Source organism: Kitasatospora sp. NPDC023385 (assembly GCF_055664045.1).
Window position 1 is genome coordinate 124,417 of sequence record NZ_JBVOOL010000008.1, and the last position, 13,268, is coordinate 137,684.

The following is a 13,268-nucleotide window of genomic DNA, read 5'->3' on the forward strand; positions in this document are numbered from 1 at the left end:
CGTCCTCGGCGTGAACCTTTAACGGCGCTTGAACAGCAGTTTGGGCAGGCCGGCCGGGATCGGGCGGCGGGTGGTGACCGGGGTGGGCATCGGCTCGGCGGCGTGCGAGCCGTCCGGCATGGCGCCCGGGCGCTCGGTGAGCGGACCGGCCGGCTCCAGCCGCAGCACCCGGCACTCGCGGGCCCAGCGCTCGGCGATGGCGTCGGTGTCGGGCGCGTTCAGCCGCTTGCCCTTCAGCTCCTCGACGGCGCCCCGCCAGGCCTCGCTGTCCGGCGCCGGTTCGACGACCCGGGCGCGCCAGCCGGTCAGCCGACCGCCCTTGTCCTTGCTGCGGACGGTCACCACGGCGCCGGCGCCGGCGGTCAGGCCGTGCAGCGGCTGCTCGCCGCCGTCGCCGACCACCACGACCGCGCCGTCGTGCCAGGCGTGCCACAGCGGCCGGGCCTGCTCCTGCCCGTCCGCGCACACCCACAGCAGGCCGGACTTCTTCGCGGCCTCCTCCAGGAGGGCCCGGTCGAGGAAGGCGTCGGCGGTCGCGGCGGCGGGCGTACGGTCCATGGCCGACAGCGTACGGCTTTCCCGTCCCGGCCGGTCCGCCGGATGTCTCAGCTGCCGGGCGACAGTTCCTTCGGCGCACCACGGGCCTTACCGTATGAGCGCCCACCACCCGACCAGGAAGAGGAGCGCCGTGCCCGCCGCCCGGCCCGCGACCGCCCACGCCCCGGCCCGCGCCGTCGCCGCCGACCAGCGGCCGACACACCCGCTGCCCACGCTCGACCTGCTCCTGCTCGCCGTCTCGATCGGCGGCATCTCCCTCTCCGGCCCGCTGATCAGCGCCACCGCCGCGCCCGCCCTGGCGATCGCCTTCTGGCGCAACGTCATGTCGGTCGGCGTCCTCGGCCCGTACGCGCTGCTGCGCCACCGCGCCGAGCTGCGCGGGATCGGCCGCCGGGCGCTGCTGCTCGCGGTCGCGGCCGGGGCCCTGCTCGCCGTGCACTTCGCGCTCTGGATGCCCAGCCTGCGGATGACGTCGGTGGCCTCCGCCACCGCGCTGGTCACCACCACCCCGCTGTGGACCATCCTGCTGATGCGGCTGATGGGTGTCCGGGCGCCACGGATGGTCTGGCTGGGTACGGTCGTGGCCTTCGCCGGCGTGCTGGTCCTGACCGGGGTCGACCTCGCGCTCTCCCCGCGCGCGCTGCTCGGCGACGCGCTCGCCCTCGCCGCCGGCCTGGCCGCGGCCGGGTACATGCTGCTGGGCGCGGAGGTCCGCAAGACCGTCAGCACCACCGGGTACACCCTGGTCTGCTACGCCACCACGGCGGTGGTCCTGCTCGGGATCTGCCTGGTCGCCGGCACGCCGCTGGCCGGGTGGCCGGCCGGGGTGTGGTGGCAGATCGTGCTGCTGATGGTCGCCGCCCAGCTGCTCGGGCACTCGCTGAGCAACCGGGTGGTGCGCAGCCTCGGCCCGTCGATCACCTCGACCGCGATCCTGCTGGAGACGCCGGGGGCGGCGCTGATCGCCGCCCTCTGGCTGGGCCAGTGGCCGCCGGCGGCCGCCTACCCGGCGGTGGTGCTGATCCTGCTCGGGCTGGTGCTGGTCGCCCGCGGCGGGCGCCGGTAGCGCTCAGAGCCAGCCGTTGCGGCGGAAGCCCCGGTACATCCCGACGCAGATCAGCACGATCGCGCCGAGCACCATCGGGTAGCCGTACTTGTGGTGCAGCTCGGGCATGTACTCGAAGTTCATGCCGTAGACGCCGGTGATCATGGTGGGCACCGCGAAGATCGCCGCCCAGGCAGTGATCTTCCGCATGTCCTCGTTCTGCGCCACCGACACCTGCGCGAGGTTGGCCTGCAGCAGCGAGTTCAGCAGTTCGTCGAAGCCGTGGACCTGCTCGGCGACCCGGGCCAGGTGGTCGGCGACGTCCCGGAAGTACTTCTGGATGTCCGGGTCCACCAGACGCTGCAGCGGCTCGGACAGCTGCTGCATCGGGCGCAGCAGCGGCACCACGGCGCGCTTGAACTCCAGGACCTCGCGCTTGAGTTGGTAGACCCGGCCGACGTCGGAGCTGCGGCCGCCCTTGGCCGAGAAGACGCCGTACTCGATCTCGTCCACGTCGTTCTGCAGCCGCTCGGCGACCAGCAGGTAGTTGTCCACGACATGGTCGGCGATCGCGTGCAGCACCGCCGCCGGGCCCTTGGCGAGCAGCCCGGCCTCGTCCGCGTCGGCCTCCAGCCGGTGGCGCAGCTCCTGCAGCGAGCCGTGGCCGCCGTGCCGCACGGTGATCACGAAGTCCCGGCCGGCGAACACCATCAGCTCGCCGGTCTCCACCACCTCGCTGGTGGGCGTGAGTTGGTCGTGCTCGACGTAGCGGATGGTCTTGAAGACGGCGAACAGCACGTCGTCGTAGCGCTCGACCTTGGGCCGCTGGTGCGCGTGCACCGCGTCCTCGACCGCGAGCGGGTGCAGGCCGAACCGCTGGGCGATCCCCTCGAACTCGGCCTCGGTCGGCTCGTGCAGCCCGATCCAGCTGAACGAGCTGACGCCGTCAGGCAGTTGCTGCTCCGCCTTGACCCGGCGGACGGCCTCGCGCGGGCTGCAGACGTCGCCCTCGCGCTTGCCGTGCTGGTAGACCGCGCAGTCCACGACCGCCGAGCCGGCGTCGTCGGAGGCGACGTCGTACACCCCGGCCGCGCCGCGCCGACGGTTGGTGCGGACGGCGGCACGCAGGCTGTTGATCATCGACATGGCAGGCTCCCAGGGGCAGGAGCCGTCACACAGCGGCACGGAAGTGGAAACGTTCGGCCGCGGTACGACGGCGAAGAACACCGGTGAAGGGGGATGAAGGTGCTCTCCCGGCCGGTTCGTCCGCCGTGAGGCCTGCGCCCGGGGGCTACTGCGGCTGGATCAGCCGGTTGGGCCTGCGGGGCGCGGGGTACGGGGGAGTCGGGGCCGGGCAGAGCTGCCGGTACTGCATGGTCGGCCGGTATCCACCGCAACCACCTCCTTCGCGCCGCCGCCCCGGAACGGAACGATCCCGGTGGCCAGTCGCTCACCCTAACAGCTGACCGGCCATCGGCGCCGACGGGTTGCCCAGGGCTTTCCGAAGCCTTTACGGGCGGCGGCGGGGCAAGCGGCGGGCAAGCCGCCGGGGAGCGGCTCGGCCCGCCCGGAACCGGGCCGCCCCAGCGGGTTACGCTCACCGGCATGGCCCACGACTTCCCGCTCTTCGGCGACCCCCACGGCGGCAGCTCCCCGGAGCTCTCCCGGGAGGCGGTGCTGGCCGCCGTCGAGGCCCGGCTGATCGCCACCTTCGGCGAGCCGAGCGGCCGCGCCGCGGTCACCTTCCTCGGCACCGACCGGATCGAGGTGCTGCGCTTCGGCCCGGACGCCGAGGGCCTGGTCCGGTACGCCACGCTCGGGATGGCGGCCGCGCCGATGGCCGACCCGACCGCCGCGGTCGCCGACCAACTGCGCGGCCCGCGCGTCGAACTGGTGCTGACCGTCCGCGGCGGCCGCGACAGCGTGCTGCGCAGCCTGGCCACCTTCGCGGCGACGCCGCAGGTCGAGGGCCTGGTGGTGGCCCCGGGCGGCTCGCTGGACCTCGGCGCCCCGCTCTGGGACGGCGCCCCCTTCACCTCGGTGCTGGCCGCCGAGCCGGGCGGGCTGGTCGAGGACCTGGACCTGGCCGAGCCGGCCGAGCCGGTCCGCTTCCTGCCGCTGCTGCCGATGACGCCCAACGAGGCGGGCTGGAAGCGGGTGCACGGCGCCGCCGCGCTCCAGGAGCGCTGGCTGGACCAGGGCACCGACCTGCGCGACCCGGACCGGCGCGGCGTCCGGCTGGACTGACGGGCGCTCAGGCGCGGCCGGTCCGGCGGGCCCGTACACCCTCGCCGCGCCCCGCACGCCGGGCCGCGGCGGCCCGCGTCCTCAGCGCTCGATCGGCTTCGCGCCGGTGGCCTGCGCCAGCAGCGCCTCGTACACCGCCGGGTCGGTGGTGTGCTCGCCGAGCCGGACGGCCTTGCGGGCGCCGTGGTAGTCGCTGGAGCCGGTGACCAGCAGGCCGAGTTCGCCGGCCAGGCCGCGCAGCCGGGCCCTGGTCTCCTCGTCGTGGTCGGTGTGGTCGACCTCCAGCCCGGCCAGCCCGGCCGCCGCGAGGTCGGCGATCACCCCGGCGGGAACGGTCCGGCCGCGCTTGTCCGCGCCCGGGTGGGCGAACACCGGCACCCCGCCGGCCGCCCGGACCAGCCGGACCGCCTCGATCGGATCGGTCTCGTGCTTGCGGACGTCCGCCCGGCCGCCGTTGGCCAGCCACTCGGGAGTGAAGGCGTCCGAGACGGTCGCCACCACGCCGGCCTCGACGAGCGCGCTGGCGACGTGCGGCCGGCCGACCGAGCCGGCGCCCGCGATCCGCCGCACCTGCTCCCAGCTGATGTCCGCGCCCAGTTCCCGGCAGCGCTCGACGACCGCCTGCCCGCGCCGGAACCGGTCGGTGCGCACCAGCTCCCGCTCGCGCGCGAACGCCGGCTCCGCGGGGTCGAACAGGTAGGCCAGCAGGTGCATGCTGACGCCGTCCACGACGCAGGACAGCTCCGCGCCCGGGACGACGGTCAGCCGGGTGCCGTCGGGCAGCGCGTGCACCGCCCCGGCGGCCTCGGCGTGGCCGGCCACGGTGTCGTGGTCGGTGAGCGCCACGACGTCCAGGCCCGCGGCGACGGCCGCCGCGACCAGTTCGGCGGGGCTGTCGGTGCCGTCGGAGGCGTTGCTGTGGGCGTGCAGGTCGATGCGCACGGGTCGGGCTCCTGGAGGCTCGTGGGTGCGGCCAGGATAGGCCGTCCGGGCGAGCCGGCGGGGGTCAGCCGAGCAGCCGGGGGGAGGGCGCCCCGCAGGGCAGCAGGTCCAGCTCGGCGCCGGCGTCGCGCAGGTCGGTGAGCACCAGTTCGTCGTACATCACCAGGGCGGACTGCTCGGGCCAGGCGATCGCCCACAGCCACAGCCCGCGGGCCTCGCCGACGAACACCGCGCGGTCGGCCGGCGCGTCCGGGACGTGGAACATCGGGGTGGGCCGGCCGGCGGCCATCAGCTTGGCGTCGGCGGGCTTGTAGAGGCCGACGGAGTCGCCCGGGTCCGGCCCGGGGAGTCCGGCGTAGCGGGCGCCGAGCCCGACGCCCAGCTCCTCGGCGACCAGCACCAGTTCGCCGAAGCCGCCGAGCGGCGCCGGGCCGGAGCAGGCGACGGCGGTGGCCCGGGCGCCCGAGACGTCGTCGCCGACGTGCGCGATGCCGGTGTAGAGCCAGCCGACCGGGAGCGGCCAGGGCAGCCAGACGGGGACCTGGGAGCGGGCGACGGCGACGCCCAGGGCCTCCACACTCGGGGGCAGCACGGGCTGCATCGGGTGCACCGCTCCGTGCCGGTCGCACTGCCAGGTGTCTGAGAACAGACCGGGGGCGCGGACCCGACCGGCGCACCTCGGGCAGCTGGGCTCGCCCCTCATAGCCGTCAACGCTCCTCCCTCCGGACCGCCGCGTCAAGGACGATCACCCGTACGGAGGGCTCGGCGGCACCTGTCGGTGGCGGACGCCCGGCGGCGCCGGGTGGGCGCGGCGCGAGCGGTTCCCGTTGGGGGATGTCCCGTGGCGGGCGGCGGCAAACGTCCCGGGCCGGGCCCGGACGCACTGACGCCCCGTCATCGGCGGTTGCGGTGACGGGGCGTCAGTCGGGTATCGGAACGTCCGGATCGGACGCGCCGGGCTCGTCTGCGGCGGGTGCGGGCCCCCGGTCGGGGGCGCCGCGCTGGATCAGACGGTCGGGCACGGCCGGATGAGCAGGCGTTCGCCGGTGCGGGCGGCGGCCTGGACGTGCTCGCGCACCGTGGCGGCGTCGGCGATCAGACGGTCGGTGGCGGAGCCGTTGGTGTCGTCCAGCCGGACGATCTCGAAGCGCATGGTCTTCGTCATGGGCGTCTCCTTTCCTGGCCCCGCCGAGCGGGGCGATTGCGGCTGAGTCGGTATCAGCTCTTTCGGTGTCCTGCGGATCCGGCGAAGCGGCCGGACCGGGCGGGTCGTACGTGCGGCGGTCTGCTGCGGCAAGGGCTCCCCCTGCTTGCCTGGTGCGTCCAGTGCCTCGTGAACCACGGTGTCGTGGCGGTGCTACCGGGCCGTTGCCCGTCCGTGAAGTCCAGGTTTCGGGTGGCGCGCGTCGGCGTCGAGGCCGGCGATGATTCCCGGACAGAATCAAAGATTACCGTAACTAACGACTTTTGTCCTGCGTTGAAGCCGGTCGAAGTTCCGGAAGTGGTAGAGACCACTCTCGGGGAGGGCGGATCGACCGGGCCGGTCAGGCCCAGAACGCGGCCAGCGCCCCCGCGGTCTCGGCCGGCTTCTCCGCGTTGGGGGAGTGGCCGGCGTCCCCGACCACCACCCGGCGGGCGCCCAGGCGCTCGGCCATCACGGTCTGCTCGGGGACCGGCCAGGCGTAGTCCCGCACCCCGGACAGCACCAGCACCGGCAGCCCGGCGGTGGCGGCGGCCAACTCCTCCACCCGGTCCGGTGCGGAGACCAGGTGGCCGCCGGTGACGGACAGCGCCTGCGGCACGTTGGCCAGCCAGCGGCGGTGCAGGAACTGCGCGACGGCCGGGTCCAGGCTCGGCTGCGGCTGCCCGCTGTCCGCCTCCATCTGCCGCATGACCTGCCAGATCTCCTCCAGGCTCATCACCCGCAGCGCGTCCAGCAGCAGCTTGGTGCGAGCCGCCTCGGCCGGGTCGATCGCGCCGGGCCCGGTGGACACCAGGGTCAGCGACCGCCACGGCAGCGGGCCCTGCTCGGCGGCGGCGAGCACCGCCTCGCGCACCACCTGGCCGCCGAAGGAGTGACCCAGCAGGTGCAGCGGCCCGCCGTCCGCCGCCAGCACCTCGCTGAGCGCCCGCACGTCCGCGCCCAGCGCCTCGACGGCGTAAGCCCGCGGATCGTCCGGCCCGCCGGTCTCGTACTGCCCGCGCTGGTCCACCGCGGTCACCCGGTACCCGGCCGCGGCCAGCGGCTCCAGCAGCGCGATGAAGTCCTCCTTGCTGCCCGTGAACCCCGGCACCAGCAGCGCCGACCCCCGCACCGCACCGGCCGGCTCCGCCCGCACCACCGCGAACTCCCCGCGCCCGGTCAGCACCCGCTCGGCCCGCGCACACCCGGGCAACCTCAGAAACGGCGGCGTGCTCATGGGCGTTCTCCCTGCTCTGCTACCCGCGACTTCCGACGTCCCGAGCTTAGGGCCCGCCCTCGAACCCCCGCCTGCGTGGCGGCGCCGGGGAGTGGGGGGCCGGTCCCGCAACCCGCGAGCACCGGACGGGAACGCCCGAGGGGGCGAGCCGGGCCGGATGGCCTGGCGCGCCCCCTCGGGGAGACCGGGTGGGTCAGCTCTCCGGGGTGGCCTCCACGGCGGCCTTGCGGGTCCGGGTGCGCTTGCGCGGGGCCGGGACCTCGCCGGCCGGGGCCTCCGGGGCGGTCTCCGCGGTGGCGGCGGCCTTGCGCGCGCGGCTCCGGGTACGGGCGGCGGGCTTCTCCTCGGCCGGAGCCTCGGTGACGACCGCCTCGACGGCCTCGGCCGCGACGGCCTCCGCCTTCGGCTTGCGCGTCCGGGTACGGGTGGCCGGCTTCTCGGCCTTCTCGGCCGCCGGCGCCTCGGCGGTGGCCGCCTCGGCGACCTCGGCCTTCGGCTTGCGGGTGCGCGTCCGGGCGGCGGGCTTCGCCTCGGCCGGAGCCTCGGTGACGACCGCCTCGACGGCCGCGACGACCTCGGCCGCGACGATCTCGGTGGCGACGGCCTCCGCCTTCGGCTTGCGCGTCCGGGTGCGGGCGGCCAGCTTCTCGGCCGCCGGCTGCGCCACGGCCGGAGCCTGCGCCACGGCCGGAGCCTGCGCCACGGCCGGAGCCTGCGCCGCGGCGGCCGCGGCGACGATGGCCTCGGCGGCCTCGACGACCGGAGCCGTCCCGACCGCGGCCGGAGCCTCGCCGTTGGCACCGCGCGAGCGGCGGCGGCGACGGCGCGGCGCGGCCTCGCCCTCGGCGCCTTCGCCGGCCGCAGCCGGGGCGGCCTCGGTGACGGCACCGCCCTCGCCCTCGGCGCCGACCGCCGAGCCCCGACGGGTGCGGCGGCGCTCACGGGTGCGGCGCGGCTTCTCCTCCTCGGTCTCGACCGGGGCGGCGGCAGCCGGGCGGCCCGGGGCGGCGCTCTTCCCGTTGCCGTTCGCGTTCCCGCTGCGACCACGGCCGGCCCGGCCGCCGCGTCCGCCGGTCTCGCCGAGGTCCTCGACCTCCTCCGCGCCGAGCCCCGCGCGGGTCCGCTCGGAGCGCGGCAGGACACCCTTGGTGCCCGGCGCGATCTTCAGCAGCTCGTACAGGTGCGGCGAGGTGGAGTAGGTCTCCTCCGGGTCGTTGAACTTCAGCTCCAGCGCCTTGTTGATCAGCTGCCAGCGCGGGATGTCGTCCCAGTCGACCAGGGTGACGGCGGTGCCGGAGGCGCCGGCCCGGCCGGTGCGGCCGATCCGGTGCAGGTAGGTCTTCTCGTCCTCGGGGCACTGGTAGTTGACGACGTGCGTGACGCCCTCGACGTCGATGCCGCGGGCGGCGACGTCGGTGCAGACCAGCACGTCCACCTTGCCGTTGCGGAAGGCCCGCAGGGCCTGCTCGCGGGCGCCCTGGCCGAGGTCGCCGTGGACGGCGCCGGCCGCGAAGCCGCGCTGGGTCAGCTGGTCGGCGACGTCGGCGGCGGTGCGCTTGGTGCGGCAGAAGATCATCGCCAGCCCGCGGCCGTCGGCCTGCAGGATGCGCGAGACCATCTCGACCTTGTCCAGCGAGTGCGCACGGAAGATGTGCTGCTCGGTGTTGGCGACGGTCGCGCCGGTGTCGTCCGGGGCGGTGGCCCGGATGTGGGTCGGCTGGCTCATGTACCGGCGGGCGAGGTTGATCACCTGGCCCGGCATGGTGGCCGAGAACAGCAGGGTCTGCCGCTTGGCCGGCAGCATGGTGATGATCTTCTCGACGTCCGGGAGGAAGCCCAGGTCGAGCATCTCGTCGGCCTCGTCCAGCACCAGCGCGCGGACCGTGGACAGGTTCAGCTTCTTCTGCCCGGCCAGGTCGAGCAGCCGGCCCGGGGTGCCGACCACGATGTCGACGCCCTTGGTGAGCGCCTCCACCTGCGGCTCGTACGCCCGGCCGCCGTAGACGGCGAGGACGCGCACGTCGCGCACCTTGCCGGCGGTCTGCAGGTCGTTGGTGACCTGGGTGCACAGCTCGCGGGTCGGGACGACGATCAGCGCCTGCGGGAAGTCGGAGAGCTGCTCCTCGGTGGACCGGCCGGCGTCCACGTCGGCGCGCACGACGACCCGCTCGATCAGCGGGAGGCCGAAGCCGAGGGTCTTGCCGGTGCCGGTCTTGGCCTGGCCGATGACGTCGTGGCCGGTCAGCGCGACCGGGAGGGTCATCTCCTGGATGGGGAAGGGGTGGACGATGCCGACGGCTTCGAGCGCCTCGGCGGTCTCCGGGAGGATCCCCAGGTCCCGGAAGGTCGTCTTGATGGGTTCAGCGGTGGTGGACAGGGTGCTGCCTCTTCCGTGTGGAGGGGCCGAGAGCGAGCGGCGGGCGGGCAGCCGCGCGGCTGCGTACGGGCCTGTGCGGCCCCGATTACAGCTGCGCGGACGCACAACCGCGCCGGTCCCTGCGGCCGGCCGGTGCGCGCTGCCCCGGTGCGGGGGCGCGTCGCCGGCGGCGTCGGGGAGGGTTTCCCGTGAGGGACCTGCGCGGGACCTCCGCCAGGGGGCGGGGTCTCGGCGGCCCTCGCTCGGCCACTGATGCGGTGCCAGGGCTTGAAGTCCAAGCCATGGTCGGAGCCGATCGGCTCTCCGACCGGGCATCCGCGTACGTGAGTACCCGTGCCTCCGGTGCGGACACGTCCGGCTGGACGGTGCCGCTAGGGAGCGGGCCTGCGCGGGTTGCCGAGACGGCGGCGACACCACGCGAGCACGACGGGGCTCCGTACCACCATACAGTCAGCCGACGACTCGAACACGTGACGCGTCTGACACCGGCCCCGGCGACCGGCGCCCGGGCGGGCGATCCGGCTGGTCACCCGGGTGCCGGGGGTGGTGGGGCGGCCGGGCCCGCGGGACTAAGGTGGCGGGTCATGGAGACCCATGGTGAGACGCAGGACGCCGCGCCCGGCTCGATCGGCGACTGGGCCGCGTGCTCGGCCGACCCCGGTTACCGGGCGGCGGTGCTGGACCTGCTCGGCGCACTCGCCTACGGCGAGCTGAGCGCCTTCGAGCGGCTCGCCGAGGACGCCAAGCTGGCGCCCGGCCTCGCCGACAAGGCGGCCCTGGCCCGGATGGCCTCCGCCGAGTTCCAGCACTACCAGCGCCTGCACGACCGGCTCGCCGAGATCGGCGCGGACCCGCAGGAGGCGATGCGCCCCTTCGTCGAGCCGCTGGAGCTGTTCCACCGGATGACGGCGCCCTCGGACTGGCTGGAGGGCCTGGTCAAGGCCTACGTCGGCGACGCCATCGCGACCGACTTCTACCGCGAGGTGGCCGTCCGGCTGGACGACGACACCCGCGACCTGGTCCTCGGCGTCATGTCCGACACCGGCCACGCCCAGTTCGCCGTCGACAAGGTGCGCGAGGCGATCGAGGCCGACCCGCGGGCCGGCGGCCGGCTCGCGCTGTGGGGCCGGCGGCTGATGGGCGAGGCGCTCAGCCAGGCCCAGTGGGTGGTCGCCGAGCGCGACGCGCTGTCCAACCTGCTGGTCGGCGGCGTGCAGCTGCAGGGCTTCGACCTCGTCGAGGTCGGCAAGATGTTCAACCGGATCACCGAGGCCCACACCAAGCGGATGGCCGCCCTGGGCCTGGCCAGCTGAGGCCCGTCAGGCCGGCCGGTGCCGCCGTGGTGCGCGGTGGGTGCCGGCCCGGTGCGGGTGGTGCCGGTGCGCCGGGGCCCGCCCGGCGGCGAGGTCCGGCCGGGCCAGCAGCGAGGTGAGCACGCCCGAGGCCAGCGCGGACGCCGCGACCGACACCGGCGGGTAGCGCCCGTCCAGGCAGAAGTGCGCGATCACCCCGCCGACCAGGGCCGCCGCCAGCGCGGTGCCCACGGTCAGCGCCCGGGGCGCCCGGAAGTACGAGGGCAGGGCCAGCAGCGCGGTGGCGCCCGTCACCAGGCCGACGACGGCGAAGACGATCGACTCGACCAGCAAGAGTGCCTCCCGGGGGCGGGCGTGCGGCACCGGCGCCGCACTCGTCGCCGTACCCCGCCCCGCCGGGCCGTACACGCAGCGGTGCCCCGCTCCCTCGCGGGAACGGGGCACCGGGACGACCGTCTCGGGGCGCCTCAGAGCGTGCCGAAGCCGACCTTGCGGACGGCCGGCTCGCCGATCTCCACGTACGCCAGGCGCTCGGCCGGGACGATGACGCGGCGGCCGTGCTCGTCGGTCAGCGCCAGGAGCTTGTCCGGGCCCTCCAGCGCCTTCGCGATCGCGCTCTGGACCTCATCGGCAGTCTGCGAGCTCTCGATCACGATCTCGCGGGGCGCGTTCTGCACGCCGATCTTGACCTCCACGGCTTCCGTCCCTCCGGGGTTGCAGCCTCCACGCACGGGCGCCGCACCGCCTGGGACAAGCGTTCGCGGCGACCGCGCCGTACGGCTTCACCATAGAGCACCGGATCACCGCCCAGGCGAGGGTCGGCGGATCACTCCTGGTGGGCGGCCTCGCCGGACTGCTCGCCCGGGTGCATCGGGAAGCCCTTCAGGCCGCGCCAGGACAGGCTGGCGACCAGCCGCACCGCCTCGTCGCGCGGGATCTCCAGGCCCTGCGAGAGCCAGTACCGGGCGGTGATCTGGGCCAGGCCGCAGACCCCGGCGGCGAGCAGCTTGGACTCCGCCTCGGGCAGGTCGGTGTCCTCCTGGATGACCTTGCTGACCAGCGTCGCGCTCGCTTCGGAGGCCCGCTCGACCCGCTCGCGCACGGCCGGCTCGTTGGTCAGGTCGGACTCGAAGACCAGGCGGAAGGCGCCGGACTCGCTGGAGACGTAGTTGAAGTACGCCTCCATGGTGTTGGCCACCCGCTGCTTGTTGTCGACGGTCGTCGACAGCGCCTCGCGGGTCGACTCGACCAGGGCGTCGCAGTGCTTGTCCAGCAGCGCCAGGTAGAGCTCCAGCTTCCCCGGGAAGTGCTGGTACAGCACCGGCTTGCTCACCCCGGCGCGGTCGGCGATGTCGTCCATGGCGGCCGCGTGGTAGCCGTGTGCGACGAACACCTCCTGGGCGGCACCGAGCAGTTGTTCACGGCGGGCGCTTCGCGGCAGGCGGGCACCGCGCGGGCGCTCCTGCGCCTCCTGGATGGCCGTCACGGCGCTCCTCACTTCGGGTCTGTTCGGGGCTGGCAAGATGGCCGATTCTACTTTTCGGTAACCGCGCCCGGGTTCGGCGAAGGCGGGAAAAGCTGGTCGTCCTGGTTGTCAGGAGCCCACAATACGGCGCTGACCTCGGCCTCGGCAGGGGTGTGACGAGGGCGGGGACGGCCGGGCCACCCCCGGTGCCCCCGGCCCGGGCTCAGTACCATCGTCCACCATGCGCGGCGCCGAGCAGCGGGTGCGGCTGGTCTACGGCGACCCGGGCGCCCTGACCCCGGCCGCCCGGGCCGAGGCGGTCGCCGAGTACCGGCGCCGGGTGCTGCCGGTGTACGGGCTGCGCGACGAGCTGGTCGCCGACCGGTCGGCCCGCCGGGCCGGGACGGCCTTCGCGGACGCCCGGCTGCCGGTGCTATCGGAGTCCGGGCACGTGGCGATGACGGAGCACCCCGACGACGTCGCCCGCGCCGTACGGGAGCTGGTCTCGCACGCCGCGGGCTGAGCGGGGCGGGCAGGCAGTCCGTCGGGCCCGGCGGCCCTCGTCGCGGGCGGCCGCGCGGAGCGCCCGGTAACGGCCCGGTTCGGGCCGAGGTCACGGCGGTTCACTCGATCAGGTGGCAGCCAGGCATGTGACCGATGGATTGCCCGGGGCCGGTCCTACCTTTCTGCTGTCGGACCGAACAGGTGTGGGGGAGTCGCGGCCGCCGGAGAGACCGGAGGGCGGCCGTACCTGGGGCCCCGGTGGGGCGGGCACCCGGGGGAACGGGACGCGGAGCCGGCCCGGCCGGACACCCGGCCCCGGCCGTCCCCGCCGCCGCCCGCGGGGTGCCGCCGGCCGCTGCCCGGGCCGCTGGGCCGACCGTCGACCCGTCCGTGAAC

General features: G+C 75.1%; 14 protein-coding genes. 4 read left to right on the forward strand and 10 right to left on the reverse strand.

Going from position 1 to position 13,268, the window contains the following annotated elements; translation table 11 throughout:
* Positions 1-18: 18 nt before the first annotated feature.
* Positions 19-558: a hypothetical protein gene (locus AC0B61_RS15380; RefSeq protein ID WP_471741152.1), complete on the reverse strand. Its 540-nt coding sequence runs from the start codon at positions 556-558 to the stop codon at positions 19-21.
* A 130-nt stretch (positions 559-688) separates the two neighbouring features.
* Here AC0B61_RS15380 and AC0B61_RS15385 point away from each other — a divergent pair, with 130 nt between their 5' ends.
* Positions 689-1,624 carry a DMT family transporter gene (locus tag AC0B61_RS15385; protein WP_471741153.1) on the forward strand — a complete coding sequence of 312 codons (936 nt, stop codon included), beginning with the start codon at positions 689-691 and terminating at the stop codon, positions 1,622-1,624.
* Positions 1,625-1,627: 3 nt separating this feature from the next.
* Here the strand turns inward: AC0B61_RS15385 and corA are convergent, their stop codons facing one another.
* Positions 1,628-2,749 (reverse strand): magnesium/cobalt transporter CorA, encoded by a 1,122-nt coding sequence (gene corA / locus AC0B61_RS15390; RefSeq protein ID WP_471741154.1) that lies wholly within the window; start codon positions 2,747-2,749, stop codon positions 1,628-1,630.
* A 459-nt stretch (positions 2,750-3,208) separates the two neighbouring features.
* On the opposite strand from corA, the gene AC0B61_RS15395 reads away from it, so the two are divergent.
* The gene (locus tag AC0B61_RS15395) at positions 3,209-3,850 is read left to right on the forward strand and encodes a suppressor of fused domain protein (RefSeq protein ID WP_471741155.1); all 642 of its coding nucleotides are present in this window, start codon (positions 3,209-3,211) and stop codon (positions 3,848-3,850) included.
* An 81-nt stretch (positions 3,851-3,931) separates the two neighbouring features.
* Here AC0B61_RS15395 and AC0B61_RS15400 read toward each other — a convergent pair whose 3' ends face one another.
* The 5 genes from AC0B61_RS15400 to AC0B61_RS15420 form a co-directional block, all read right to left on the reverse strand.
* A complete protein-coding gene (locus tag AC0B61_RS15400) occupies positions 3,932-4,792 on the reverse strand; it encodes a PHP domain-containing protein (protein ID WP_471741156.1) in 861 nt (286 codons plus the stop codon).
* A gap of 64 nt (positions 4,793-4,856) precedes the next feature.
* Positions 4,857-5,495: a DUF6758 family protein gene (locus AC0B61_RS15405; RefSeq protein WP_063752611.1), complete on the reverse strand. Its 639-nt coding sequence runs from the start codon at positions 5,493-5,495 to the stop codon at positions 4,857-4,859.
* 304 nt (positions 5,496-5,799) lie between these two features.
* Positions 5,800-5,958 (reverse strand): hypothetical protein, encoded by a 159-nt coding sequence (locus AC0B61_RS15410; protein ID WP_158834957.1) that lies wholly within the window; start codon positions 5,956-5,958, stop codon positions 5,800-5,802.
* 379 nt (positions 5,959-6,337) lie between these two features.
* The gene (locus AC0B61_RS15415; protein WP_471741158.1) at positions 6,338-7,213 is read right to left on the reverse strand and encodes an alpha/beta fold hydrolase; all 876 of its coding nucleotides are present in this window, start codon (positions 7,211-7,213) and stop codon (positions 6,338-6,340) included.
* 193 nt (positions 7,214-7,406) lie between these two features.
* Positions 7,407-9,695: a DEAD/DEAH box helicase gene (locus tag AC0B61_RS15420; protein ID WP_471741159.1), complete on the reverse strand. Its 2,289-nt coding sequence runs from the start codon at positions 9,693-9,695 to the stop codon at positions 7,407-7,409.
* 479 nt (positions 9,696-10,174) lie between these two features.
* Here AC0B61_RS15420 and AC0B61_RS15425 point away from each other — a divergent pair, with 479 nt between their 5' ends.
* Positions 10,175-10,903: a ferritin-like fold-containing protein gene (locus AC0B61_RS15425; RefSeq protein ID WP_471741160.1), complete on the forward strand. Its 729-nt coding sequence runs from the start codon at positions 10,175-10,177 to the stop codon at positions 10,901-10,903.
* Positions 10,904-10,909: 6 nt separating this feature from the next.
* Here the strand turns inward: AC0B61_RS15425 and AC0B61_RS15430 are convergent, their stop codons facing one another.
* From AC0B61_RS15430 to AC0B61_RS15440, 3 genes are all read right to left on the reverse strand, one after another.
* A complete protein-coding gene (locus AC0B61_RS15430) occupies positions 10,910-11,236 on the reverse strand; it encodes a hypothetical protein (protein WP_471741161.1) in 327 nt (108 codons plus the stop codon).
* Between the two features lie 134 nt (positions 11,237-11,370).
* Positions 11,371-11,598, reverse strand: coding sequence for a DUF3107 domain-containing protein (locus tag AC0B61_RS15435; RefSeq protein ID WP_471741162.1), 228 nt, complete (start codon positions 11,596-11,598; stop codon positions 11,371-11,373).
* Positions 11,599-11,729: 131 nt separating this feature from the next.
* Positions 11,730-12,389, reverse strand: coding sequence for a TetR/AcrR family transcriptional regulator (locus tag AC0B61_RS15440; RefSeq protein WP_030236358.1), 660 nt, complete (start codon positions 12,387-12,389; stop codon positions 11,730-11,732).
* 220 nt (positions 12,390-12,609) lie between these two features.
* On the opposite strand from AC0B61_RS15440, the gene AC0B61_RS15445 reads away from it, so the two are divergent.
* The gene (locus AC0B61_RS15445) at positions 12,610-12,891 is read left to right on the forward strand and encodes an alpha/beta fold hydrolase (protein WP_471741163.1); all 282 of its coding nucleotides are present in this window, start codon (positions 12,610-12,612) and stop codon (positions 12,889-12,891) included.
* Positions 12,892-13,268: the final 377 nt, after the last annotated feature.